This window comes from Arthrobacter sp. UYEF36, assembly GCF_040547025.1.
In the GTDB taxonomy this organism is placed as follows: domain Bacteria; phylum Actinomycetota; class Actinomycetes; order Actinomycetales; family Micrococcaceae; genus Arthrobacter.
In genome coordinates, this window is record NZ_JBEPOX010000001.1 from 41,999 (window position 1) to 65,479 (window position 23,481).

Sequence of the window (23,481 nt, forward strand, 5' to 3'; positions counted from 1 at the left end):
GTGGAAACTCTATTTCGCGCCGGTCAGGACGTAGCCGGAGGCGCGCACAGCCTCAGTTAGCGCCTCATGGTCTGCGGTGCCGGTGACGCTGAGGCGCGAGGTGCCGCCCGGGACCAGGTCTACGGCCACTGACTGGACCCCGGATACCCGGGACACGGCCTTTTCGACGGTCTGGACGCAGTGCCCGCAGGTCAGCCCTTCCACGGCGTACTGCGCGCCGGACGCCTGGGCCTCCGACGTTTCCGCTGCCGGAGCCTGCGTTTCGGCCGCGGGGCCGCAGCAGCTGCAGCCGTGTTCCGCAGTGGAGGCCAGAGGGAGTTGGGTTCGTGTTTCGGTTGTTCCGCACATGTCAGTTTTCCTTCGAAGCGAGGGATAAAGGGGGCTGTTGTGGTTGAACGGCTGTAGCGGCCCGGGGCCGGACAAACCACGTCACTGACAACAGTCCAATGATACCCCTAGGGGGTATCGGTCGCAAGAGTCAAGGCACCACCGAGCCGCCGTTCCACGCCGGGGGTCTTCAGGCTCTACTCCATCAGCCGGGCCGGGGCGATACTCAGGGCATGGGCATACCTCCTGAACTCGAGCAGTTCTCTGAGCGGCCGCGGGCCAGTGCCGGGAACCGCTAGGCAACCCGGCCATGGACCTCCGCCTCGTGTCCCGGGTGTTGTTCCTGCGGGGCGCGTGGCGGAGGCGGGACCACTGGGACGCGCCCCGGATCGCTGCCCACCAGGACCACGCCCTGCGGGAGCTGCGCCGCGCAGCCTACGCCGGCTCCGAGTTCTACCGGCGCCATCACGCAGGCCTGCACGATGCTCCCCTGGACCAGCTGCCGTCCGTGACCAAAGCGGACCTGATGAACCACTTCGACGAGGCTGTTACCACACCGGACGTGAGGCTGGCGGATCTGGAGCACCATCTGCGGTCCCTGACGGAACGCGGGGGAGACCCGGGGCTGCCGTGGAAGGGCCGGTGGTGGACGGCGGCAACCGCCGGGACCACGGGCCGGCGCGGAACTTTCGTCTGGAACCGTTCCGAATGGGGGACGATCCTTGCCTCCTACACCCGGGCCAACGATTGGGCCGGGATCCCCGTCGGCCCTGCCCGCCCCCTGAAAATGGCGTTGGTGAGCTCCCGCGTCCCCACGCACCAGTCCGCCGTCGTCGGTGCCTCGTTGCGCTCCGGGCTCGTCCCCACCCTCCGCCTGGACGTCACGGCGCCGATCGATGAGACGGTCGCCGCGCTGAACCGGTTCCAGCCCAGGGTCCTGGTCGGCTACGCCTCAGCACTCAAACCGCTGGCGGCAGAGCAGCTCGCCGGACGCCTGCACATCTCACCCGAAGGCGTGATGTCCGCCTCCGAAGTGCTCAGCCCACACACCGCCTCTGGACTGGAGGCGGCATGGGGAAGCACACCCTTCGATGTCTACGCAGCCACTGAAACGGCCGGAATCGCGTCCCCCTGTATCTATGGGAACCGCCACGTTTACGAGGACCTGCTGATCATCGAGCCCGTCGACCGGAACGGAAACCCCGTGCCGCCGGGGACAACCGGGGCCAAGCTCCTCGTCACAGTCCTGTTCTCCCGCACCCTTCCGCTGATCCGCTACGAAATGTCCGACACCGTGAGATTGGGGGGACGAGGATGCCCCTGCGGCCGCTCCTTCACCATTCTGGAGGACATCGAAGGGCGGATCGAAGACGTCCTCCAGCTCCCAGGCAAGGCAGGCCATGTAGGTGTCCATCCAATCGTGTTCCACCATGTTCTGGACCAGGCCGCTGCTTCGGGGTGGCAGGTCATCCAGGAGAACTCGGGGCTGCGCGTGCTCCTCGTCGGCCTCGCTCCGGGAGCCTCCATCGAGGGGGTTCGGACTGCCGTGGCCGCCGCGTTGGAGGAGGCCGGTGTCATAGACACCCCGGTGGACGTTCACGTTGGGGAACGCGTCGAGCGGACCGCCCTGGGGAAAGCGCCTTTCGTGCGGGGGTTAAGGGGCGCGGCGCCTTTCTGATGGGTCGTTCCAACGGACGGGCGGTCATACTTTCCGCATTTCGTGCAGTGCCGGCGCGCCAAGCCCCGTCCGGGAGCGGAGGTGTGGGCACGTCATCGGGGCCGGCACTCCAGCCCCGGTATGAAAGGATGATCCCGATGACTTCCCGCGACCCCGCCCCGCTCCGCCGCCCCCGCGGCCGCCGGTTCAGTGGACGCGTGCACGTGGGCCTGGTGGCTGCGGTCTTGCCCCTGGCGATCGGGATGGCCGCGTGCTCGGCCCCCGCGCCCACGGTGTCCTCCGGCCCCTCCGGCTCAGCCGGCTCGGTGAGCGCGGCGCCGGCACCCGCGGAGGCTGTCCCGCCCGCTGCTTCTGCCGCCACCCCCGCTCCGTCCGGCGTTTCCTCTGCGGTGGAGGCGGCGCTGCAGGCATTGCTCGCGTCATCGCCGCAACCCACCACGGCGCAAATCCGCGAAATCCTCTCCGCAGCGGGGTTCGCCCCGGCCGCCGTCGAGGTGTCGGCGTCGCGCACCCCCACCGGACTGGCCGCCGACGCCGTCGAGGTCGGCGTCCTGGGCGAGAACGAATGTGTGTTGGCGCAGGTCCGGTCCGGAACTGTGGCAACGTCAGTCTTGCCGGTTCTTCCGAACGGGCGATGCTTTATCGGCAGCGTCCAGCGGTAGCTAACAGGAGTGGCATGACGAAGGTACTGAACCGCCGCGCCGGGATTGCGCAGGAAACCCGCCGCACCCGCCCGCGGCGCTCGCTGATGGCTGTCCAGGTGGCCGGCGAACTGCTGATCACCCTCGGCGTGATCGCAGGCCTCTTCGTCGCCTGGCAATTGTGGTGGACCAACGTCGAGGCGGACGCGGCCCAGGGTGCTGCCGTGAAGCAATTCGTCCAGGAGCACCAGGCACCGATCCCGGCTGACCCGTCCGGCAGCGGGGCTGCCCCGGCGGATCCCGCGGCGCCCGTAGACCCCGCCACCGTGCCGGTCGGTAACGCGCCGGCCCACGGGGCGGCAATCGGAGTCGTCTACATCCCCCGCTTCGGAGCCGACTACAGCCGCCCGATCATCGAGGGCACCAGCAGCGACGTGATCGACACCCTGGGCCTGGGCCGCTACGCGGGCACGGCGATGCCCGGGGCCGTGGGGAACTTTGTGGTGGCAGGCCACCGCCAGACGCACGGCGCGGTGCTGGACAACATCCATACCCTGGTGCCCGGGGACAAAATCTACGTCCAGACCGCCGACGGGTTCTACACCTACGTCTTCCGGAACCAGGAGATCGTCCTGCCGGACCGGACCGACGTGATCGCGCCCGTGCCCACCCAGCCCGGGGCGGTGCCGGAGCAGCGGCTGCTGACCATGACCAGCTGCAATCCGCGCTTCGGGTCCGAGGAGCGCATCATCGCCTACTCGGCCTTCGAATCCTGGCAGCCGCTCAGCGCCGGGCCCCCGGCACCCATCGCCAAACAACTCGCCGCACTGCAGGGGAAAGGCTAGACCATGTACCTTTGGCTTTTTCAGCACCTCCCCGGGCCGCTCTGGCTGAGGATCCTGCTCTCCGCCGCTCTCCTCGCGGGGGCGCTGTTTCTGCTGGTCGACTTTGTCTTCCCCTGGCTGGCCGACATCACCAACCTGACCGACGCGACGGTGGGCTGACCGGTGCAGCTCCCGTCTTTGGAGGAACTGCTCGCCGGCGCCCATGTGGTGAGCCTGCCGATGCGGGTGAAGTTCCGCGGCATCGTCCAGCGCGAGGCCCTGCTGCTGGACGGTCCGCTGGGCTGGGGTGAATTCTGCCCGTTCCCGGAGTACGGCGACCCGGAAGCCTCCCGCTGGCTCGCCGCCGCCATTGAGGCCGGCTGGCAGGGCTTCCCCGCGCCGGTCCGTACGCTGATTCCCGTCAACGCCACGGTTCCGGCGGTCGCCGCGGACCGGGTCCCGGAGATCCTGGCCCGCTTCGGCCGGGTGGACGCCGTCAAGATCAAGGTGGCGGAGCCCGGGCAGAGCCTCGACGACGACGCCGCCCGGGTCGCCGCGGTCCGCGCGGCTTTGCCGAACGCCGCGATCCGGGTGGACGCGAACGGCGGCTGGGACGTCCCGGCCGCCGTCGAGGCACTGACCCGGCTGGCCGACGTCGGGCTGGAATACGCCGAACAACCGGTGCCGGACATCGCCGGCCTCGCCGAGGTCCGCCGCCGGCTGCGCGACGCGGGGATCCCGGTGCTGATCGCCGCGGACGAAAGCGTGCGCAAGGAGGACGACCCGCTCAAGGTGGCCCGCGCCGGCGCAGCGGACCTGATCGTCGTGAAGGTGGCACCGCTGGGGGGAGTGCGGCGCGCCCTGGACATCGTGGCGCAGGCCGGGCTCCCCGCCGTCGTCAGCTCAGCGCTGGACACCTCCGTGGGAATCCGCGCCGGACTGGCGCTCGCCGCCGCGCTGCCGGACCTGCCGTACGCCTGCGGGCTGGGGACCGTGTCGCTGCTCGCCGCCGACGTCACCCGGGACTCCCTGGTGCCTGACGACGGCGCCATCCGGGTCCGCGAAGTCGCCGCCGATCCGGGGCTGCTGTCGGAATACGCGGCCGCGCCGGAGCGCCGGGACTGGTGGCTGGAGCGCCTGCGCCGGGTCCACGCGGTGCTGGCCGCCGACGGGTGACGCACCCGGGTGCGAGTAAAGTGGTTGCGGACGCGGCGACGTTGCCGCCGGAATTAGCTTTAGAACGGAAGATTCGTCATGACCACCCCGGTACCCCAGCACGTTAACGAGCTGGCCAAGGCCACGCCTGCGGAGGGCCACGACGCGACCCACCAAGCCGGGCTGCTCCGCATTGTCCAGGGCCTGCGGCGCGTTGACACGGGGACCTATGCGCTCCGGATCCGGCTGTCCGAAAAACTGGGGATCGGCACGATCGACATCAATGCGATGGCCTTCGTGGGCGAGGTGGACGGGCTCACCCCCAAGGACCTGGGCAAGGCGCTGAACATCACCACCGGCTCGGTCACCGCGATGGTGGACCGGCTGGAATCCAAGGGCTTTATGGTGCGCAAGCCCAACCCCACGGACCGGCGCAGCGTGCTGCTGCACCTGAGCCCGGAAGGGACCGAGGCGATGCAGTGGGCCAACGACCACTTCGCCGCGGCCGCCGGGGCCCTGCTCCAGGCCTCCTCGGAGGAGAGCATTGTGGACATCGCCGAATTCCTCGAAGGGATCGGCCAGCGGCTGATGGCCGCCGCCAGCTCCCCGGAAGAGGACTAACCCCCGACGCTCCCTCAGGTGTGGCGGGTGTCGGGGGGACGCTCCCTCAGGTGTGGCGGGTTTCGGGGGGACGCTCCCTCAGGTGTGGCGGCCGAAGCCATGTCGGAGGCAGCGCCGAGATCCGGAACATGTCGTCGTCGAGCGCGAAGCGGTCAAGAAGCCGCCACGATCGTCCGGTGCCTCGCTCAGGGTGTGGGTTCGTAGCCGATGAGCCAGTGGAGTCCGTGCCGGTCGATCACCTGGCCATCCGATGCGCCCCAAGGCTTGGGGGCGAGAGGATCGACCACGCGGCCGCCGACGGCAAGCTTGTCGAACCACTCGTGGAGGGTCTCCGGTTCGGCGGTCCCGAGCAACGAGAGCATGAGGCCTTCGAACCGGACCGTCTCCCCGTCGGCTGGCGCATCCGATCCGGCCAGGGCGACGGTGCCACTGAGAACTCCGTGGGCGATGTGATCCGGCGGGCCGTCGCTGTTGCCGAAGTCCTCCTTGGTGTGAAGAGATAGCTCTCCGCCGAAGACGTCACGGTAGAAGGTGAGTGCTTCGCGCGCCGTGCCCGGGAAACTGACATAGATCTGCGGTGCTGTCATGCACACAGCCTACACACGCGGTTTTCGGCGCCGGTGTCCCGCTGGCGGCGCTGTATCGGGGCCGCGATGGCAGCCAGAAACCGACCCGTTGACGAGATTCCTTCGTTTGGCCCGCGGTGTTCACCCGGACTTCATGTAAGAGTCGGCTCCGCGTCGTCCGCGGCTGGAACGGTGGGCAGGCCCCCAATCCACCCGTGGAAGGTCCCTCCATGTCTGTTTCCTCCGGACGCAAGTTCTCCCTGCTCCCCATGCTTGGCCACACCAAAGGCAAGCGAAGCGCCGTCACCTGCGCGCTGAAGTGCGACAACGCCTGCACCGGCGAGGTCTGCAACACCAGCTCGAACAGCTACTTCCGCGACATCGCCTCCGCGACCATGTCCCGCCGCGCCGCCCTGGGCTTCGGCGCCGCCGGAGCCCTCGCCGTTGCGTTCGGCGGTGCCCTGGCCTCGCCCGAGGCCGCAGTGGCCGACGGCGGTCCGGGCCTGTCCGCTGCGGCCAAGAACGGCTACGGAGCCTCCAAGCTCCGGTTCACGGCCATCGCCCCGGTGGATGCCGCCGTCGACGCCGTCACCGTGCCGGAAGGCTTCACCTGGCAGCCCGTGATCCGCTGGGGTGACCCGATCTTCAACGATGCCCCGGACTTCGACCTCGACAACCAGAGCGCGGCCGCGCAGGCGCGGCAGTTCGGCTACAACAACGACTACACGGACATCCTCGAGATCCCGGGCAGCAAGGGCCGGCGCGCGGTGCTGTTCACCAACCACGAATACACCAACGAGGCCATCATGTTCCCGGCCTCGCTGCCCGCCGCAGACGTCCGGGCGATCGGCGCCGCCGCGCACGGGCTCTCCGTGGTGGAGCTGGAGCGCAAGAACAAGAACAAGCCGTGGAGCTACGTCAAGGGTGCCGGGCTGAACCGCCGCTACCTGAACTCGACGCCGTACCAGCTCACCGGCCCGGTGGCCGGCTCCTCGCTGGTCCGCACCGTTGCCGACCCCTCCGGCCGCAGCATCCTCGGCACGCTGGGCAACTGCTCCGGCGGCACCACCCCCTGGGGCACCATCCTCTCCGGCGAGGAGAACTTCAACGGGTACTTCGTTACGCCCGGCACCTCGGCCGAAGACAAGCGCTACGGGCTCACCAACAAGCCCACGGCGCGCCAGTGGGAGCTCGATGACCCGCGCTTCGACACCCGCAACTCCGGCTACGAAAACGAGGCCAACCGCTTCGGCTGGATCGTGGAAGTCGACCCGTTCGATCCCACCTCCACCCCGAAGAAGCACTCCTCCCTGGGCCGGTTCAAGCACGAGGGCGCCAACGTGATCGTGGCCGAATCCGGCCATGTGGTGGCCTACATGGGCGACGACGAGCGCTTCGACTACCTCTACAAGTTCGTCTCCGCCGCGAAGTACCGTGAAGGCGACCGCAAGCACAACATGACCCTGCTCTCTGAGGGCGACCTTTACGTGGCGCGGTTCAGCGGCAACTCCCCGGCCCTCGAGATCACCGGGACCGGTGCGGTCCCGTCCGACGGCGGGTTCGACGGCACCGGCGAATGGCTGCCGCTCGTCGTCGGCGGTGCGTCCAAGGTGCCCGGAATGTCCGTCGAGGAGGTGCTGGTGTACACGCGCCTGGCCGCGGACAAGGTGGGCCCCACCAAGATGGACCGCTGCGAGGACGTCGAGCCCAGCCTGCACACCGGCAAGGTCTACGTGGCCTGCACCAACAACTCCGACCGCGGCAAGATCGGCAAGGAAGGCGCCACCGAGGTCAACCCCCGCAACGCCAACCGCGACGGCCACATCGTGGAAATCACCGAGACCGGCGGCCAGACCTCCACGAAGTTCACCTGGAACCTGCTGATGGTCTGCGGCGATCCGGCTTCCGGCGACGTGACCTACTTCTCCGGCTTCCCGGTGGACCAGGTCTCGCCCATCTCCTGCCCGGACAACCTCGCGTTCGACTCGGTCGGCAACCTCTGGATCTCCACCGACGGCGCCCCCTCCGGCATCGGCAAGGCCGACGGGCTGTTCAAGGTCACCCTCGACGGCGCCGAACGCGGCCGCGTGGAGCAGTTCCTCGCCGTCCCGCGCGACGCCGAGACCTGCGGACCGATCATCCGCGACGAGGAACGCACGGTCTTCGTCTCCGTGCAGCACCCGGGCGAGGACGGCACCTTCGACGCGCAGCTGTCCTTCTTCCCGGACTACGTCCCGGCAGGCACGACGCCGGCCCGGGGCCAGGTCCGCGCCCCGCGCCCCTCGGTGGTCCAGGTCTTCCGCACCGACGCCTGACCCTTCCCCCTTCCGGCGCTCCCTCACGTTTGGCGGGTTTCCGGTTGACGCTCCCTCACGTTTGGCGGGTTTCCGGTTGACGCTCCCTCACGTTTGGCGGGTTTCCGGTTGACGCTCCCTCACGTTTGGCGGGTTTCCGGCCCGACGCTCCCTCACGTTTGGCGGGTTTCCGGCCCGACGCTCCCTCACGTTTGGCGGGTTTCCGGTTGACGCTCCCTCACGTTCCGCATTTCGATGGCGGTACGTGAGGGAGCGTTTGTTCGCGGCGGCCGGTTCACGTTCCTGACTCAACTGGGAGGCGCAGGTGTTTCCGGCCACGAACCAAGTGTTGGGTCCGTCCAGATCCGCATTGGTGCTACTCGTGCGCTGACACGGTTAGGCCCGTATCCTTCGACTCATTCGGGGAAACCGACTAGCCGGGGGATCGTTTGATATGGACATCACAAGGCGAACTCTGCTTGAGGCCGGCGCTGCGGCCGGCGCAGGTTTGTTACTGGCGCCGGTCATCACAACGGCGGCCTCCGCGGCCGTTCCAGCAGGGGTCACACCCTTCACCGAGCAACTGCCGACCCTGGCGGACCTGGGCGTCATCGATGCTACGGACGGTGGCAGCGCAACCATCGAGATGGTCAACGCAACCCATCAATTCCACAGCGCGATGGCCGCGACACCGACGTATGCCTACCGGGGCGGTGCCGTCTCGCAGAACTACCTCGGCCCCGTCATCGTAGCGAAGCAGGGTGTCCCGTTCGACCTGACAATGGTAAATAGTCTCGGCGCGCACCCGCTGGCGTCCGCCATCGACTACGGACTCGACGGCGTCGCCGCCGCCGACGCCACCGCCCCACGGGCCTCCATCCACCTGCATGGTGGGAACACCAGCCCGGGCAACGACGGCGACCCCACCGACACCTTCGTAACTGGCGAATCGAAGACCTACCATTACGGGAACACGCAGGAGGCTGCTGGTCTCTGGTATCACGATCATGCCGTGGGCATCACGAGGCTCAACGTGTTCGCGGGACTTGCCGGCGGCTACCTGGTTCGCAACGGCGATGACCCCGGCGACGGCACGACGGGCCTGCCCCCTGCCCCGTTCGAGGAGCCGCTGATAATCCAAGATCGTATGTTCAACGGCGACGGGACATTCCTTTACCCGCCCAACGAAAATCCTGGAACGGTTGGCCGGCCTTGGGCCCCCGAATTCTTCGGCGACGTGGCAACGGTCAACGGCAAAGTGTGGCCGAACCTCGACGTCGCCCGGGGCAAGTACCGGTTCCGCGTCTACAACGGGTCCAATGCGCGTTTCTACAGCCTCAGTCTCAAGTCCGCCGGCCCTGCCAACACGTTCTTCCAGATCGGCTCGGATGGCGGCCTCCTTAACGCTCCCGTTCCCCTTAGAACGCTGTTGCTCGGCCCCGGCGAACGCGCCGACATCGTGATCGACTTTGCCGGGATGAAGCCGGGCGCCAAGGTCGTTCTCACTAACGACGCCCGTGTTCCGTTCCCTGGAGGTCCGCGCGCAGTGAGGCGAGGTGGTTTGCCCCTTCCTCAGATCATGCAGTTCTCGGTGACGAGTGCACCCGGGTGGACAGCGCCGCTGCCTGCAACTCTGCGCGCAGTGCCCATCAGGCCGCTGGCCACCGCGGCCCGGCCGGTTGCAGTAGTCCGGACCATGACGATGGTTGAGAACCTTAACACGTTTGGTTCTCCGCTCATGGCGTTGCTGAACAACAGGAAGTTTGAGGCCCCGGGCGCGACCACAAACGTCGGCACAGACACCCTCGAACGGTGGGATTTGGTCAACACCACCGTCGACGCTCACCCGATCCACTTGCACTTCACCCAGTTCCAGTTGCTCAACAGGCAGAAGTTCGACTCTGCGGGATATCTGGCCGCCAATTACGGGCCGCAACCGTTGGCGCCCGGCACCGGTTCCTTCCCGCCACCACCCGTTGCCGCGTTCCTGAGAGGCGGCCCGCAGGTACCCCCTGCCAACGAACAGGGGTGGAAGGACACCGTCGTAGCCATGCCGGGAGAGGTCACCCGGATCGTTGTACCGTTCGGCGCGAACGCGGGCGGGTCCGTGACCGCTTTCCAGACCTCGTTCACCGGGCCATACGTATGGCACTGCCACATCCTCGAACACGAGGACAACGACATGATGCAGCGCTACGTCATCGCCTAGCCACCCCGCCCGCGGACGCTCCCACACATGCCGCAGACTTCGGGAGGGACGTGAGGGAGCGTTTGCCCTTTGACGGTCGGACGTGAGGGAGCGTTGGTCGTTTGGGGGACGGAAGTGAGGGAGCGTCGGGGGTGGGGCGGAACTGATAATTTGAACAGTGTGAATAATCCGGCCGAAATGGTTGTCCCCAGAGTCCAGGCAGCAATTGCCAGCGCGTTCGGCGAAGAGTACCGGGACACGGATCCCGTGGTCCGGCCCTCGCAGTTTGCGGACATCCAGATCAATGCGGCGATGGCGCTGGCCAAGAAGGTCGGCCTGCCGCCGCGGGACGCCGCCGCCCGGATCGTCGAGTCCCTGGACCTGGACGGGATCTGCACCTCGGTCGAGATCTCCGGACCCGGCTTCATCAACCTCACCTTCGACGGGACCTGGATCGAGGAACTGCTCAACGCCCAGTCACCCGGCGCCCCGGCCGTGCCGGCAGCGGAAGCCCAGCGCGTCGTCGTCGACTATTCCTCCCCGAACGTTGCGAAGGAAATGCACGTCGGCCACCTGCGCACCACAGTGGTGGGCGACAGCCTCGTGAAGGTCTTCGAGGCGCTGGGGGACACCGTCATCCGGCAGAACCACATCGGCGACTGGGGCACCCCGTTCGGCATGCTGATCGAGCACTGGCTGGAGATCGGCGAGGATTCCCCGGAAGCGGCGCTGCTGGTTGATGACCCCAGCGCGTTCTACCAGGCCGCGCGGGCCAAGTTCGACGCGTCTGCCACCGACGAGGACGGCTTCGCCACCCGCGCCCGGCAACGGGTGGTCGCGCTGCAGGGCGGCGACGCGGAGACCTTCGCCGTCTGGCAGCGGCTCGTGGCCCAGTCCAAACGCTACTTCAACGCCATCTACTCGATGCTGGGCATCAGCCTCACCGACGACCACATCGCCGGCGAAAGCTCCTACGACGCCCATCTGGCACAGCTGTGCCAGGAGCTCGAGGAACGCGGCATCGCACGGCTCAGCGACGGCGCCCTCTGCACGTTCCCGGCCGGCTTCACGGGCCGCGACGGCGAGCCGATGCCGCTGATCATCCGCAAGTCCGACGGCGGCTACGGCTACGGCACCACGGACCTCGCCACCATCCGGTACCGGGTCCGCGAGCTCGAGGCCAACCGCGTCCTGTACGTCGTGGGCGCCCCGCAGAACATGCACCTGCGCATGGTCATGGCCACGGCCCGCGACGCCGGGTGGCTGCCGGACGCGGTAGAGGCCGTGCACGTGCAGATCGGCAACGTGCTGGGGGAGGACGGGAAGATCCTGAAGTCCCGCTCCGGCGCCCCGGTCAAGCTGATGGCCCTGCTGGAGGAGGCCGTGGACCGCGCCCGCGCCGTGATCGACGCCAGCCGGCCCGAGCTCACAGAGGAGGAACGCACCGTGACCGCCCGGCAGGTGGGCATCGGCGCGGTCAAATACGCCGACCTCTCCGTGGGCCACGACACCGAGTACGTCTTCGACTTCGACCGGATGCTGGCCCTGAGCGGCAACACCGGGCCCTACGTGCAGTACGCCGCCGCCCGGATCCGCTCGATCCTGCGCAAGGCCGGTGTGCTGGAGCGGTACACCGCGCTGGACTTTGCCGACAGCGACAGCGACGGCGGCACGCCGGCGACACCGATCGCCGTCGTCGAACCCGCTGAACGCGCCCTGGCCCTGCACCTGCTCGAGTACGGCGTCACGCTGTTCAAGGTGCGCGAGGCGCTGGAGCCGCACCGGCTGTGCACCTACCTGTTCGAACTCGCCCAGCTGTTCACGTCCTTCTATGACCAGTGCCCCGTGCTGAAGTCCGAGGATTCGGTCCGGGAATCGCGGCTTGCCCTGTGCGCCCTGGTGCTGCGCCGGCTGTCCGAGGGCCTGGACCTGCTCGGCATCGAGACGCCGGAGAACATGTGAGTTCGGAGGAGCTGAGCGCGCTGGATGCGGCCCGGATCGCCGTCGCGGCCCTGCTGCTCGAGGGCGTGCGGTACGTGGTGGTGGCGCCGGGCTCGCGCTCCGCACCGATGGCGTACGCCCTGGCCGAGGCCGACGCCGCCGGACGGGTCGAGCTGCTGGTCCGGATCGATGAGCGCGACGCCGGATTCACCGCCTTGGGTCTGGCCCTCGCCACGGGCGCGCCCGCGGCCGTGCTGACCACCTCCGGGACCGCCGTCGGCAATCTCCTGCCGGCCGTGATGGAGGCCAACCACGCCGCCGTTCCGCTTGTGGTGATCTCCGCCGACCGGCCCGGGGAGCTCCGCGGGACCGGCGCCAACCAGACCACCGTGCAGCTGGATTTGTTCGGTGAGCATGTCCGGTTCGCCGCCGACGTGCCAGCCGGCAGCGACCCGCGGCGTGCCGTCGAGACCGCACTCAGCGCCGCCACCGGGGCCTTCGAGGACACCCCGCCCGGGCCGGTGCAGCTGAACCTGGCCTTCCGCGACCCGCTCGTTCCCGCGCCCGGCGACCGGCTGCCGCCCGAGTCCGGCCGCCGGGTGTACCGCGCGCCCCGAGGCCCGCTGGCCCTCGACTTCCCGCCCGCCTCGGCCGGCCTGCCGGAACGGCGCACCGTGGTGCTGGCCGGGCACGACGCCGGCCCGGTCGCCGAAGCTTTCGCCCGCGCCCACGGCCTGCCGCTGCTCGCCGAGCCGTCCTCCAACGCGCGGTTCGGGCCCAATGCGGTGGGACCGTACCGGATTGTTTTGGATGCGTTCGGCCCGGAGTCCGCGCAGCCGATCGAGCGCGTGGTGCTCTTTGGCCGGCCCACCCTCTCCCGCCCGGTGAGCGCCCTGCTGGCCCGTGCCGACGTCCCCTCCGCGCTGTACCAGCCGGTTCCCGTGGCCTGGTATGAGCCGGGCCGCCGCACGGAGCTCCCGCTCAACAACCTCGGCGACCTGGCGGATTTCGCCGGCCGCGGTTCCGCTGCCTGGCTGGATGCCTGGCTCCTGGCCGGGGCCGCCGCGCAGCACGCGGTCGACGTGGTGCTGTCCGGGGCCGGGGCTGGGGCTGGGGATGCGACCGGGCCCGCGACTGGGACCGGGGCCGCCGCGACCGGGCCCGCGGCCGCCGGTCCCGCGGCGACCGGGACTGGTGACGCTGGGCCGTCGACCGGGCCCGCGGCCGCCGGCCCTGCGGCGACCGGGCCCGCCGTCGGCGCCCTGGTCTGGGAACATACGCGCGGGCAGCTGGTGCTCGGTTCCTCCAATGGCATCCGCGACGTGGACCTCGCCGGCGCACCCGCATCCGAGCCGGCCGCCGTCGTCTTCGCGAACCGCGGCCTGTCCGGCATCGACGGGACCCTCGCCACGGCCACCGGCATCGCCCTGGCCGGCCGGCAGGAAACCACGGTGCTGCTGGGCGACGTCACCTTCCTGCACGACGCCGGCGGGCTGCTGCTCGGCGCCGGGGAGGAGGAGCCCACCCTGCGGATCGTGGTCCTCAACGACGCAGGCGGGGCCATCTTCGGGCTGCTGGAACACGGCGCCGTCGAGGCCGCGGGCCGTTACGGAACCGCCGTCGAACGCCTCTTCGGCACCCCGCACAACGTGGACCTGGCGGCACTCGCGGCCGCGTACGGCGTCGCGCACCGCTCGGTCAGCACAACGGCGGAGCTCGCCGCGGCGCTGGCGGAGCCGTGGGAGGGCCGCAGCATTATCGAGGTCCACACGGACCGCCACGGGCTGCGGGATCTGCACGAGCGCATCCGTGCCGCCGTTGGCGCCGCCGTGGCCGGAGTGCTCGCGGCGCAGTAGCCCGGGCGCGAGCATGCCTGGCGACGCGCCACGCACCCGGCGACGCGCGAGGTACCGGGCGATGCGCCACGAGCTTTCCGGTGCGCGGCATGTCCTGCGATGCGCCAAATACCCTGCGCGCTCGTATACCCGCCGCGTCAGGATTTTCGCGCCGCGCACAACGCGAAGCGCGTCGCAGGGTGCGGGGCCCCCGCGCGCAAGGAGCCCGGCGATGCGCGAGGTACCCGGCGACGCGCCACGTGTCCTGGGACGCAGAACGCACCTGGCGACGCGCCACGAGCTTTCCGACGCGCCAAATACCCTGCGCGCTCGTATACCCACCGCGTCAGGATTTTCGCGCCGCGCACAACGCGAAGCGCGTCGCAGGGTGCGGGGCCCCCGCGTGCAAGGAGCCCGGCGATGCGCGAGGTACCCGGCGTCGCGCCACGTGTCCTGCGACGCAGAACGCACCTGGCGACGCGCCACGAGCTTTCCGACGCGCCAAATACCCTGCGCGCTCGTATACCCGCCGCGTCAGGATTTTCGCGCCGCGCACAACGGGAAGCGCCGCGCACAACGGGAAGCGCGTCGCGGAACGGGAATCGCGTCGCGGAACGGGAATCGCGTCAGAGAACGGGAAGCGCCTCCGATTGTCCACATGGCAGCGCTGCGGGATGGTGCGGCCGCCGATGGGCTGGGACCTTCGTTCCATGAACGAGCTGCCAAAGTTGATCCTCACACGCGAGAACATCCAACAAGGGCTGACCCCCAAGGAGCTGGCTAGCCGCTGCCGCTCAGGCGCGCTGGTCCGAGTGCGCCGCGGTGTCTATGTCGACGGCGGCGTCTGGCGGGCCTTGAAACCGTGGGAGCAGTACCGGGTCCGGGTCAGTGCAGCGGCGGAGACCTTTGTTGCCCCGACGATCTTCGCCCGGCACTCAGCTGCGTCCGTGTGGCGGATCCCGACCATCGGACTCCGGCACCCCCTGCATGCCCTGACCCTGCAGAACGACGGCGGACGCTCCCGGGCGGGTGTGCTGAGGCATTACGCTCCTTCGGCCGGATTGGAGTGCGTCCGGCGGGACGGGCTCCTGGTGACCGGGAGAGTGCGCACAGTGCTGGATCTCGCGGCCTTCACGCCGTTTGTCGAGGCAGTGGTCCCTGTGGACCACGTGCTCAAGCCGGACACTGCGCAGCGCCTGCCGGCCCTGACTAAGGAGCAGCTTCTGGCCGGAATCGAGGGAAATTACACTGCGGCTGCGGAGCGGCGGATCCGGACGGCAGTGGAGTTTGCCGATCCGAGGTCCGGCTCTGCCGGTGAGTCATACAGCCGCGCGCTCATGCGGGCAGCTGGGTTCCAGGCGCCGGAACTCCAGCACGAGATTCGCGATAATTCAGGACTCGTCGGCTACACCGACTACTACTGGGACGGCGTGCGGGTTGCGGGCGAGTTTGACGGCGTCGAAAAGTACGTCAAAACCGAATACCTGAACGGCCGGACCACCTCGCAAGCCGTTGTCGAGGAAAAGGACAGGGAGAACCGGATCCGCGCACTGGGCAACGGCGTGGTCCGGTGGGTCTGGGCCGATCTGATGGCAGCCGGGCAACTCGAACGGAAACTGGCAGCGGCGGGCGTGCGCAGGCGTCGTGCACGCTCGGCGCGGTGACGGCGATGCGCAATCCGTCTCAGGACGCGCCAAAGCCCCGACGGCGTGACGGCCACGCCATTGACGCTTGGCGAACCGACTTCCGCCGACCGTCCCTGGCGACGACCGTTCTCGACCCTCGCTCCTCGTTGCCTCATTCCTTGAGGTGTCGTGTCAGCACTTCGAATTCCTCGACGCCCAGGATCTGCAAGTGCTGCTCCGCGCTGGTCTCGGAGCGAATTTTGCCGGCTGCCTGCTCACTTCCGGCGAGAGCGTCCGCATCCTCCCACAGCGTGATGGACAGTGACTTGTTGTCCTTACCCAGCAAGTAATAGATGCCCAGGCATCCCGGCAGCTGGAGCACCCGGTTGACGGTGTCATCTGAGGGTGCCCCGGAGCTGTCCGGGCCGGGCTGATATGTGCTGACGCGAGCGAACATCACTGTCCTCCTAGGTCCAGATCTGACGGTCGGAGCGCCTGCCGCCCAACCCGTTGAACTGGGAGCTGGATCCTTGGGATATCGCGCCCTGGTCGCGGGCGGCCTGGTCTCCTCCCACCAGTAAGGACCCGTCGGCGCAGAAGCACAAGGATCCTGTACCGGGGCCATCCGCCGTAGTTTGCCGGTCCGCTGCTCAGCTGCCGGCGCCGAGGGCCGCCCGGGCGCTTCTCTTCAGCTCGGCGAGTTCCCTGCGCGCCACGAGAGCCTCGTCCTGGCTGACGGCCACAAATCTGGTGGCCGTTCCGGGGGCGGCGCGGGCCACCAGATCCATGTCGGCGCTAATCACAGTACCCACCATGGCGTAGCCGCCACCGGATACGGCATCGCGGTGCAGGATGATGGGTTGCGTGCCGCCGGGAATCTGGATCGACCCCACGGCGTAGCCGGCATCCACAATGTTGGACGGGTCGGAGCCGGCGCCGAACGGCTGCTCCCGTTCCTTCCACTTAACTCCGGGACCGGAGTACCTCAGCCCCATCCGGTCAGCCACCGGGGTCACCTTCCATTCGCCCTGCAGCAGGTTGTCCAGTCCTTCGCCGGTGAGGCGGTGGTCGTACAGGCCCAGGACGATCCGGACGGACTGTTCCTTCGCGAACACGGGCCGGAATTCTTCCGGAACAGTATCGGCGTCGGGCACGGTTCCGCCGTTGAGCGGGCTGCCCACGGGAATCCGGTCGCCGGCCTCCAGCTTCCGGCCGTGGAAGCCGCCGATCGCGCCCAGGCTGTAGGTGGACCGGCTGCCGAGCACCTCGGGAACGTCGATCCCGCCCTGGACCGCGATGTAGTAGCGCGTGCCGCCCCTGATGACCCCGAAGCTGAGCTCGTCGCCGGCCACCAGCTGCAGCCGTGTCCACTGCGGCCGGGACTCACCGTTCACCTTGACCTCAACCGGTGCTCCGGTGACGGCGACGACGGCATCCTGGTCGGTGGTCAGCACGGGGCCCATGTAGGTGCATTCCAGGACAGCTTCCGCGGCGGAGTTGCCCACCAGGACGTTGCCGAGTTCGGCGGAGTACTGGTCCATGGAACCGCTCTGCGGGATGCCCACGTTGTAGTGGCCGGTCCGTCCCTGGTCCTGGACGGTGGTGGCCAGTCCGGGGTTTTTGATATCAAACGCCATTGAGGGCCTCCATAAGTTCCTGGTTGTAACCTTCGGGATTCGCCAGGGCCTTGGACAGGTCAAAGGTCACGGGCGCCTGCCGGTAGCGGAATGTTCCCGCGTCGATCTCGGCCTGGATGTTGTTATATTCGGACTCGGTGACCGGCTTGAACTTCACGATGTCGCCGGGCTTGAAGAACACCATGAAGTCCTTGAAGTCGGCAAGGGACTGGGCAGGGTCGAAGATCGGCGCGGCGGCGACGCCGAACATCTGGTACCCGCCGGCCCCCCGCACGGAGTAGATGCAGCCGAAGCAGCCGCCGTGGCCCACCGTCAATTTGGGGGTATCGGTGCGGGGACTCAGATACTTCGGAACTTCGAGTTGCTTCTCCCGTTCCACCAATTGGAAGAGGAACGGCAGTCCTGCAACGAACCCCACCATGGAGACAAGCCACGGCTGCTCATGGTGGCGCTGGATGAATTCCGCGGCATCCTTGAGGTTGTTGACTTTGGCCGCGTAATCGATGTCGGTGCCACCGGGCTCCTGGTGGAATCCTTCGCGGAAACGTTCCGCCACCTCCGCCGTGAACGGATCGTCGTACCAGACCGGGACTTCAACGATCCGTGTTTCCAGCGCCTGGTCCTGGTGGTGGGCCAGGTCCCCTTCAATGGTCCGGACGGTCTCTTCAAGGGTCGACGGCGGCAGGACGTCGGGATCGAACCTCACCAGTAGCGAAGCGTTGGCAGGACAGACATCCACGATGCCGGGCAGGTCCATGGCGGAAAGCCCAGCAGCCATGGACATGACCCTGAAGTTGGCGGCCAGGCTCATGGACTCCGAGACTTCAACGAACAGGAATTCGTCGCCGCCCCAGGTGTAACGTGCCTCCGCAACGGTCGCTTCCGGGCTGGTCACTTTGCCTCCATCAGATTGTCGACGGTTTCGATGAACTTCGAGTGGTGGCTGACCGCCGCAAATTCGGGCCGCCTCAGCAGTTTCTTGTGCACCGGGATGGTGGTCTTGACCCCTTCTATGCGGGACTCATCCAGGGCCGTCAGCATCGTGGCAATGGCCGCTTCGCGGGTGTCCGCATGCACAATCAGCTTGGCCAGCAGCGAGTCGTAATAGGGACTGACCGTGGATCCGGCCTCCACCCCGGTGTCCACCCTGACGCCGGCGCCCGCGGGCCACTCCATGGCCGTGATGAGGCCCGGGCTCGGGAAGAAGTGGTGGTCGGGGTCCTCGGCATTGATGCGGCATTCGATGGCGTGGCCATGGAATGCGATGTCCTCCTGGCGGAGGGACATCACCCCGGTGGACGCTATCTGCAGCTGTTCGCGGATCAGGTCGATCCCGGTGATTTGCTCGGTGATCGGGTGCTCAACCTGGATACGTGTGTTCATTTCGATGAACGCGGCTTCGTGGTTGACCGGGTCATAGAGGAATTCGACGGTCCCGGCGCCGCTGTAGCCGCACTCCCGGGCGAGTTCCACGGAGGATTCCCGGATCCTCTGGCGGACGTGGTCCGGGAGGTCCGGCGCCGGTGCTTCTTCAATGACCTTCTGGGAGCGCCGCTGCATGGAGCAGTCGCGGTCGCCGAGGTGGACGAAGTTTGTACCGTCGCCGAGGACCTGTACCTCCACGTGACGGGCATGCTGCACAAAGCGTTCCAGGTAAACCGTGGGATCGCCGAAGACGGCCGCCGCTTCGCCGCGCGTCTGCTCAATGGATTCCAGAAGCTCGGCTTCGCCGTGTACAAAGCGGATGCCCCGGCCGCCGCCGCCGGCGGAGGCCTTGATCACGAGCGGGTAGCCGATGCCACGGGCGATTTCTACGGCGTCGGCCGCCGGATCGAGGGGTCCGTCAGAGCCGGGGAGCACGGGGACGCCGGCTTTCCGGGCCGATTCCCTGGCCATGGACTTGTTGCCCATCATCGCGATGGCGTCCGCACGCGGCCCCACCCAGATCAGGCCCGCATCAGCGACCTTCCGGGCGAAGTCCGCATTCTCGGAGAGGAACCCGTAGCCCGGATGGACGGCATCGCAGCCGTTGTCCACGGCCGCGGCGACGATGGCGTCCTGGTTCAGGTAGCTGGCGGGGGCAGGAGCCGGACCCACCACGACGACGTGGTCAGCAGACCGGGCAGCCAAGGATTCGACGTCGGCTTCGCTGGCCACCACGAGTGTCTCGATGCCCATTTCGCGGGCGGTCCGGGCGATGCGCACCGCGATCTCGCCGCGATTGGCGATGAGTAGTTTCTTCACGGCTATCCTTCCCGGACGACGACGATTGCATCGCCCGGGTTGACCATGTCGCCCTCGTTGACCTCAAACGACTCCAGGGTCCCGGCCACATCGGACTGGATTTCGGTGAACTGCTTCATGATTTCGATGATGCCGAGGGTCTGTCCGACCTCGATGGCGTCGCCTTCATTGGCGAAAGGCGGCTTGCCGGGGCCGGGCTTGCGGTAGAAGACGCCGGGGAGCGGGGAAACGATGGTTGCCACGGGATGCTCTCTTTCAGATGGTTGGATAGATCGGGTGTTCAGCCCAGGACCGCACGCACTGCGGTGGCTACTGCAACAGAATTGGGTGCGTCGGAGTGGACGCAAATGCTTTGAAACTGGATGTCCAGCTCGGTGCCGTCCACGGCGAGGACTGACTTGCCGGCCAGCGCCCGGCTCACGCGCTCGGCGGCGGCGTCGGGGTCGGTGGGCGCCGGACGGCGCTGGATCAGCAGCTCACCGGCCGGACCGTAGTTCAGGTCAACATAGAGTTCCGGCACGAATTCCACCCCCATGGCCCGGCACACGCGTTCGTGGGCGGTGCCGGCGAGCCCAAAGAAGGGCACGCCGAACTGCAGGGCAGTTCCGGCGGCGGCCTGCATCAGTTCCTCGTCGCCGGCCAGCATTCCGTACAGGGCGCCATGGGGCTTGATGTGATTCAGTTCCAGCCCGTGCTTTCCGAGGAACGCCGTCAGGGCTCCGGTCTGGTAGAGGATGATCGACTCGACCTCATCCGGGCTTAGGACCATTCGACGGCGTCCAAAGCCCACGACATCCGGGAGGCCAGGGTGCGCCCCGACTGCCACGCCGTTTTCCGCAGCCAGAGCCACGGTCCGGTTCATGACGTCGGGATCACCCGCATGGTATCCGCAGGCCACGTTGGCGACGTCGATGATGCGCATGAGTTCTTCGTCGTTGCCGAACTCGTGGAGGCCGAGGCCTTCGCCCATATCCGAGTTCAGGAGAACACGCCCTTGGGGCCGGGCAGGGGTGTCGTGAGTCACAGTGGTTTGCATAAGGGCAACGCTACTCAGCAATGCGTGATCGGGATATTGTGCAGCTCGCTGAATCTGGCGGCTTGAATTATGGTTGTTGCACTGCCCGGCGGGCTGTCCCCGCCGTTTTGGAGGTTTCCGTGCGTATTTCTGACCTGGTGGACGACGCCGATCTCAACATCCGCCTTTGCGTTGCCGGAAGCGAAGACCGCCTGGCCCGGCCGATCACTTGGTGCGCCCCCACCGAACACATGGACCCGACGCCCTTCCTCAGTGTCAATGCCCTTGTGCTGACCAACGGCATGGGGTTGAACGTCAAGGATTTCAGAATCTGGGATGCCTACGTGGAACGGCTGGTCGCCGTTCCCGTCTCCGGACTGGTGTTCGGCCTGGGGGCCGCGCACAGCGAGCTGCCGGCGGGGCTGGTCCAGGCCTGCGAGCTGCACGGTCTGCCGCTGCTGGAGCTGCCGCACGAAGTGCCCTTCGTGCTGGTCATGCGCCACGTGGAGCAAATTATCGCCGCGGAGCGCTACGAGGAGCTGCGCCAGGGCTGGGAGTTGGCGGATGAATGCACCCGGCTGGCGGCCGACGGGCATTCTTTGGCCGAAGTCCTTGGACGGGTGGCGGACGCCGTCAATGCGAGGGTGGCTGTGATCGACCACAACGCGTTCGAGCTCGTGTCCGCCGGCGCAGCTCACGGCGGGACCGCGCGGACCACGCTGCGTCTGCCGAGCGGCGCATCCGAGCAATTCCGGCTTGCTATCGAGGGGATGGGCAGCAGCATCGTGCTGCAGCCCATTCTGGGTCCTGTGGCCGCCGTGATCGCCATGCAGCTGAGCTATACCCTCGGATCCCGTTCACCCCTACATTCCCGGGAGGCTGCACGCTTCATGGAGGCCCTCTATGAGGACCGCGGCGAGCCCTCCGCCCCGCTGCGCCGCTATGCCCTCGAGGCCGGGTTTGATCCCGACGGCGACTGGGGCGCGGTACTGATCGGCAGTTCAGAAGACGTGGCCCCCGCCAAGCTGCGGGCCATCGCGTGGCGCGCACGCGTGGGGCTGCAGGACACGTTCAGCACGGTGAGGTTCATGGAGGAATCCGGGCTCACCACGCTGCTGCTGCAGGACAGGCACGGCGCCGCAGAGTTGCTTGATGCCGTCCAGGATTTCTTCACGGATGCGCCGGAACTGTCGGTCATCGTCTCAGAACCCGTAAGCCTGGGCGAACTGCCGCTGATGCTTCAGCTTTCCCGCCGTCACGTGGGCCGGCCCGGCGTGCGCCGGGCGCCGCTGGCTGATCTCGCCGGCATTGTGCAGGGGTTGCCCAGTTCCGGCCTGCTGGCAATGTGCCGGCGCCTGCTGGCCCCGCTTGCTTCCGACGGCGGCAGCGCGTTGTGGGAGACGTTCGACGCCTACCTGCGCCACAGCGGGAATTCCGCGAAGATTTGCGATGACCTCTTCATCCACCGGAACACGCTCAGCTACAGGTTGCGGAAAATCGAGGAGATCCTCCAGCTGGATTTGTCCGACGGCGAAGTCCGCGCCACCTGCATGCTCGCCTTCAGAATCGTCGCGGCAGCGCACTGACTCAATCCCGCTCGGGTCTTTCCGGAACATCCCTCCGGGCCTCACCCGGCCTCAGGCGCTGCTTTCCCGCACGCACAGGGTCGGCTCCAGCCTGACGGATTCGACCTCCCGGCCGTCCAGGACAACCTTGAGAAGCCGCACAGCCGTCCGCCCGATGTCCAGCATGGGCGATCGGACCGAAGAGAGCGGGATGGGAAGTTCCGCGGCCAGGGAGGTGTCATTGAAGCCAACAATCGCCACGTCGCGGCCGACGCTGAGGCCATGGGAACGCACGGCTCCCATGGCGCCGATGGCCGCGAAGTCGTTGACGGCGAACAGTGCAGTCGGACGGGGGTTGCAGTGAGCCAGGATGGTCTCGGCCGCCTCCCGTCCACCGGCCGTGTCGAACCGGGACCACACAACTGCGTCCCGGGGAATCGCCCCACCCAGCGCAAGCCAGCGCTCCACGAAGCCGGCCGTCCGGTCGACGGCCGTGCTGGCATAAGGCTCGCCGGCGATCACGGCGACGTTCCGGTGTCCTTTGTTCCACAGGTGGTCGGCCACGAGCTCGCCGCCAAGGACGTCGTCGCACGTGGCCGACGGGAAGCCCGGGACGCGGCGGTTCACGAGCACGAACGGCACCTTCCGTGCGGCCAGCTGCCGCAACGGGCCGCTGTCCAGGTGTGCGTCGCCGATAATCAGCCCGTCCACGCGTCGGGCCAGCATGGAGTCCGTTTTGCGGCGCTGCTCCGCCGGGTCGTCGCGGGAGTTCATGACGAACGTGGAATAGCCGAGCTCCGCCGCGGCCTCGTCAATTCCCTCGTACATGATCGCCAGGACGAGGTCCGATAGTCGGGGAACGATCACGCCCATGAGGTTCGTGCGTCGCGTCCGCAAGCCGGCGGCCTGCGGGTCGGGGGAGTAGCCGCGCTTCCGCGCCAGCTCGCGCACTCGTTCGGCCGTAGCCACGGAAGCTGCCCCTCGTGCCACCTCGGATCCCGAATGCAGGATCCTGGACACGGTCGACGGGTGGATGCCGAGTTCGTTCGCGAGATCCTTCAACGTGACTGTCCGGCCCCCGGCCGCGCTTTCTTCCATTCGTTCCCTGCCTCGGCTCCAAAAGACGTCACTACCAAGACTGCCCGATATCGGGCGGATCGCTGACCCGGGTGCCCTTGACGTGCCGCAGCTCACATTCTATAGTCATTTCACCGCTAACCCAATCGATTGGGTTGTTGCGATTCCGGTACAAGCCGGCGAAATGTTTACAGCCTCGAAACACCCGGAGGCATCTGCGGGAAACAACGCATCGATACTTTTTATCC

At 67.7% G+C, this 23,481-nt stretch carries 21 protein-coding genes; 12 read left to right on the plus strand and 9 right to left on the minus strand.

Going from position 1 to position 23,481, the window contains the following annotated elements; translation table 11 throughout:
• Window positions 1-9: 9 nt before the first annotated feature.
• Window positions 10-348 carry a heavy-metal-associated domain-containing protein gene (locus ABIB29_RS00190; RefSeq protein WP_354168928.1) on the minus strand — a complete coding sequence of 113 codons (339 nt, stop codon included), beginning with the start codon at window positions 346-348 and terminating at the stop codon, window positions 10-12.
• A gap of 289 nt (window positions 349-637) precedes the next feature.
• On the opposite strand from ABIB29_RS00190, the gene ABIB29_RS00195 reads away from it, so the two are divergent.
• The 6 genes from ABIB29_RS00195 (at window position 638) to ABIB29_RS00220 (ending at window position 5,246) form a co-directional block, all read left to right on the plus strand.
• A complete protein-coding gene (locus ABIB29_RS00195; protein ID WP_354168931.1) occupies window positions 638-2,005 on the plus strand; it encodes a phenylacetate--CoA ligase family protein in 1,368 nt (455 codons plus the stop codon).
• A gap of 137 nt (window positions 2,006-2,142) precedes the next feature.
• A complete protein-coding gene (locus tag ABIB29_RS00200) occupies window positions 2,143-2,667 on the plus strand; it encodes a DUF6993 domain-containing protein (RefSeq protein WP_354168933.1) in 525 nt (174 codons plus the stop codon).
• A gap of 14 nt (window positions 2,668-2,681) precedes the next feature.
• The gene (locus tag ABIB29_RS00205) at window positions 2,682-3,491 is read left to right on the plus strand and encodes a class E sortase (RefSeq protein WP_502915527.1); all 810 of its coding nucleotides are present in this window, start codon (window positions 2,682-2,684) and stop codon (window positions 3,489-3,491) included.
• A 3-nt stretch (window positions 3,492-3,494) separates the two neighbouring features.
• Entirely contained in the window at window positions 3,495-3,650 is a 156-nt protein-coding gene (locus ABIB29_RS00210; RefSeq protein WP_354168936.1) for a hypothetical protein, read from the plus strand.
• Between the two features lie 3 nt (window positions 3,651-3,653).
• Complete coding sequence (locus ABIB29_RS00215; RefSeq protein ID WP_354168939.1) at window positions 3,654-4,646, plus strand: o-succinylbenzoate synthase; 993 nt, start codon at window positions 3,654-3,656, stop codon at window positions 4,644-4,646.
• A 78-nt stretch (window positions 4,647-4,724) separates the two neighbouring features.
• Window positions 4,725-5,246, plus strand: coding sequence for a MarR family winged helix-turn-helix transcriptional regulator (locus ABIB29_RS00220; RefSeq protein ID WP_354168942.1), 522 nt, complete (start codon window positions 4,725-4,727; stop codon window positions 5,244-5,246).
• 185 nt (window positions 5,247-5,431) lie between these two features.
• On the opposite strand, the gene ABIB29_RS00225 is transcribed toward ABIB29_RS00220, so the two are convergent.
• Window positions 5,432-5,833 carry a VOC family protein gene (locus ABIB29_RS00225; RefSeq protein ID WP_354168945.1) on the minus strand — a complete coding sequence of 134 codons (402 nt, stop codon included), beginning with the start codon at window positions 5,831-5,833 and terminating at the stop codon, window positions 5,432-5,434.
• Window positions 5,834-6,042: 209 nt separating this feature from the next.
• On the opposite strand from ABIB29_RS00225, the gene ABIB29_RS00230 reads away from it, so the two are divergent.
• The 5 genes from ABIB29_RS00230 to ABIB29_RS00250 all read left to right on the plus strand — a co-directional run bounded on the left by ABIB29_RS00230 (window position 6,043) and on the right by ABIB29_RS00250 (window position 15,734).
• Window positions 6,043-8,127, plus strand: coding sequence for a PhoX family protein (locus ABIB29_RS00230; protein ID WP_354168947.1), 2,085 nt, complete (start codon window positions 6,043-6,045; stop codon window positions 8,125-8,127).
• A 433-nt stretch (window positions 8,128-8,560) separates the two neighbouring features.
• Window positions 8,561-10,315 carry a multicopper oxidase family protein gene (locus ABIB29_RS00235; RefSeq protein WP_354168950.1) on the plus strand — a complete coding sequence of 585 codons (1,755 nt, stop codon included), beginning with the start codon at window positions 8,561-8,563 and terminating at the stop codon, window positions 10,313-10,315.
• 177 nt (window positions 10,316-10,492) lie between these two features.
• Window positions 10,493-12,256 carry an arginine--tRNA ligase gene (gene argS / locus ABIB29_RS00240; protein ID WP_354168953.1) on the plus strand — a complete coding sequence of 588 codons (1,764 nt, stop codon included), beginning with the start codon at window positions 10,493-10,495 and terminating at the stop codon, window positions 12,254-12,256.
• Window positions 12,253-14,091 carry a 2-succinyl-5-enolpyruvyl-6-hydroxy-3-cyclohexene-1-carboxylic-acid synthase gene (menD, locus tag ABIB29_RS00245; RefSeq protein ID WP_354168955.1) on the plus strand — a complete coding sequence of 613 codons (1,839 nt, stop codon included), beginning with the start codon at window positions 12,253-12,255 and terminating at the stop codon, window positions 14,089-14,091. The genes argS and menD overlap by 4 nt, the downstream gene beginning before the upstream one ends.
• A gap of 689 nt (window positions 14,092-14,780) precedes the next feature.
• Entirely contained in the window at window positions 14,781-15,734 is a 954-nt protein-coding gene (locus ABIB29_RS00250; RefSeq protein ID WP_354168958.1) for a type IV toxin-antitoxin system AbiEi family antitoxin domain-containing protein, read from the plus strand.
• A 133-nt stretch (window positions 15,735-15,867) separates the two neighbouring features.
• Here ABIB29_RS00250 and ABIB29_RS00255 read toward each other — a convergent pair whose 3' ends face one another.
• The 6 genes from ABIB29_RS00255 to pxpA form a co-directional block, all read right to left on the minus strand.
• Window positions 15,868-16,152: a hypothetical protein gene (locus ABIB29_RS00255; protein WP_354168961.1), complete on the minus strand. Its 285-nt coding sequence runs from the start codon at window positions 16,150-16,152 to the stop codon at window positions 15,868-15,870.
• A 193-nt stretch (window positions 16,153-16,345) separates the two neighbouring features.
• Window positions 16,346-17,332, minus strand: coding sequence for a 5-oxoprolinase subunit C family protein (locus tag ABIB29_RS00260; RefSeq protein ID WP_354168964.1), 987 nt, complete (start codon window positions 17,330-17,332; stop codon window positions 16,346-16,348).
• Complete coding sequence (locus ABIB29_RS00265; protein ID WP_354168967.1) at window positions 17,322-18,227, minus strand: 5-oxoprolinase subunit B family protein; 906 nt, start codon at window positions 18,225-18,227, stop codon at window positions 17,322-17,324. The genes ABIB29_RS00260 and ABIB29_RS00265 overlap by 11 nt, the downstream gene beginning before the upstream one ends.
• Window positions 18,224-19,576 carry an acetyl-CoA carboxylase biotin carboxylase subunit gene (locus tag ABIB29_RS00270; RefSeq protein WP_354168970.1) on the minus strand — a complete coding sequence of 451 codons (1,353 nt, stop codon included), beginning with the start codon at window positions 19,574-19,576 and terminating at the stop codon, window positions 18,224-18,226. Before ABIB29_RS00270 ends, ABIB29_RS00265 begins: the two co-directional genes overlap by 4 nt.
• Before the next feature lie 2 nt (window positions 19,577-19,578).
• Entirely contained in the window at window positions 19,579-19,818 is a 240-nt protein-coding gene (locus tag ABIB29_RS00275) for an acetyl-CoA carboxylase (protein WP_028276237.1), read from the minus strand.
• A 38-nt stretch (window positions 19,819-19,856) separates the two neighbouring features.
• Window positions 19,857-20,612, minus strand: coding sequence for a 5-oxoprolinase subunit PxpA (gene pxpA / locus ABIB29_RS00280; protein WP_354168974.1), 756 nt, complete (start codon window positions 20,610-20,612; stop codon window positions 19,857-19,859).
• A 119-nt stretch (window positions 20,613-20,731) separates the two neighbouring features.
• Between pxpA and ABIB29_RS00285 the strand changes: the two genes are divergently transcribed.
• Window positions 20,732-22,177 carry a PucR family transcriptional regulator gene (locus tag ABIB29_RS00285; protein WP_354168977.1) on the plus strand — a complete coding sequence of 482 codons (1,446 nt, stop codon included), beginning with the start codon at window positions 20,732-20,734 and terminating at the stop codon, window positions 22,175-22,177.
• 51 nt (window positions 22,178-22,228) lie between these two features.
• On the opposite strand, the gene ABIB29_RS00290 is transcribed toward ABIB29_RS00285, so the two are convergent.
• Window positions 22,229-23,254 (minus strand): LacI family DNA-binding transcriptional regulator, encoded by a 1,026-nt coding sequence (locus ABIB29_RS00290; protein WP_354168980.1) that lies wholly within the window; start codon window positions 23,252-23,254, stop codon window positions 22,229-22,231.
• Between the last annotated feature and the right edge of the window lie 227 nt (window positions 23,255-23,481).

Excerpts from the sequence above, each read along its gene's own strand:
- ABIB29_RS00190 (WP_354168928.1), bottom strand. The coding sequence starts at position 348 with ATGTGCGGAACAACCGAAACACGAACCCAACTCCCTCTGGCCTCCACT.
- ABIB29_RS00195 (WP_354168931.1), top strand. The coding sequence starts at position 638 with ATGGACCTCCGCCTCGTGTCCCGGGTGTTGTTCCTGCGGGGCGCGTGG.
- ABIB29_RS00200 (WP_354168933.1), top strand. The coding sequence starts at position 2,143 with ATGACTTCCCGCGACCCCGCCCCGCTCCGCCGCCCCCGCGGCCGCCGG.
- ABIB29_RS00205 (WP_502915527.1), top strand. The coding sequence starts at position 2,682 with ATGACGAAGGTACTGAACCGCCGCGCCGGGATTGCGCAGGAAACCCGC.
- ABIB29_RS00210 (WP_354168936.1), top strand. The coding sequence starts at position 3,495 with ATGTACCTTTGGCTTTTTCAGCACCTCCCCGGGCCGCTCTGGCTGAGG.
- ABIB29_RS00220 (WP_354168942.1), top strand. The coding sequence starts at position 4,725 with ATGACCACCCCGGTACCCCAGCACGTTAACGAGCTGGCCAAGGCCACG.
- ABIB29_RS00225 (WP_354168945.1), bottom strand. The coding sequence starts at position 5,833 with ATGACAGCACCGCAGATCTATGTCAGTTTCCCGGGCACGGCGCGCGAA.
- ABIB29_RS00230 (WP_354168947.1), top strand. The coding sequence starts at position 6,043 with ATGTCTGTTTCCTCCGGACGCAAGTTCTCCCTGCTCCCCATGCTTGGC.
- ABIB29_RS00235 (WP_354168950.1), top strand. The coding sequence starts at position 8,561 with ATGGACATCACAAGGCGAACTCTGCTTGAGGCCGGCGCTGCGGCCGGC.
- argS (WP_354168953.1), top strand. The coding sequence starts at position 10,493 with ATGGTTGTCCCCAGAGTCCAGGCAGCAATTGCCAGCGCGTTCGGCGAA.
- ABIB29_RS00250 (WP_354168958.1), top strand. The coding sequence starts at position 14,781 with ATGAACGAGCTGCCAAAGTTGATCCTCACACGCGAGAACATCCAACAA.
- ABIB29_RS00255 (WP_354168961.1), bottom strand. The coding sequence starts at position 16,152 with ATGTTCGCTCGCGTCAGCACATATCAGCCCGGCCCGGACAGCTCCGGG.
- ABIB29_RS00260 (WP_354168964.1), bottom strand. The coding sequence starts at position 17,332 with ATGGCGTTTGATATCAAAAACCCCGGACTGGCCACCACCGTCCAGGAC.
- pxpA (WP_354168974.1), bottom strand. The coding sequence starts at position 20,612 with ATGCAAACCACTGTGACTCACGACACCCCTGCCCGGCCCCAAGGGCGT.
- ABIB29_RS00290 (WP_354168980.1), bottom strand. The coding sequence starts at position 23,254 with ATGGAAGAAAGCGCGGCCGGGGGCCGGACAGTCACGTTGAAGGATCTC.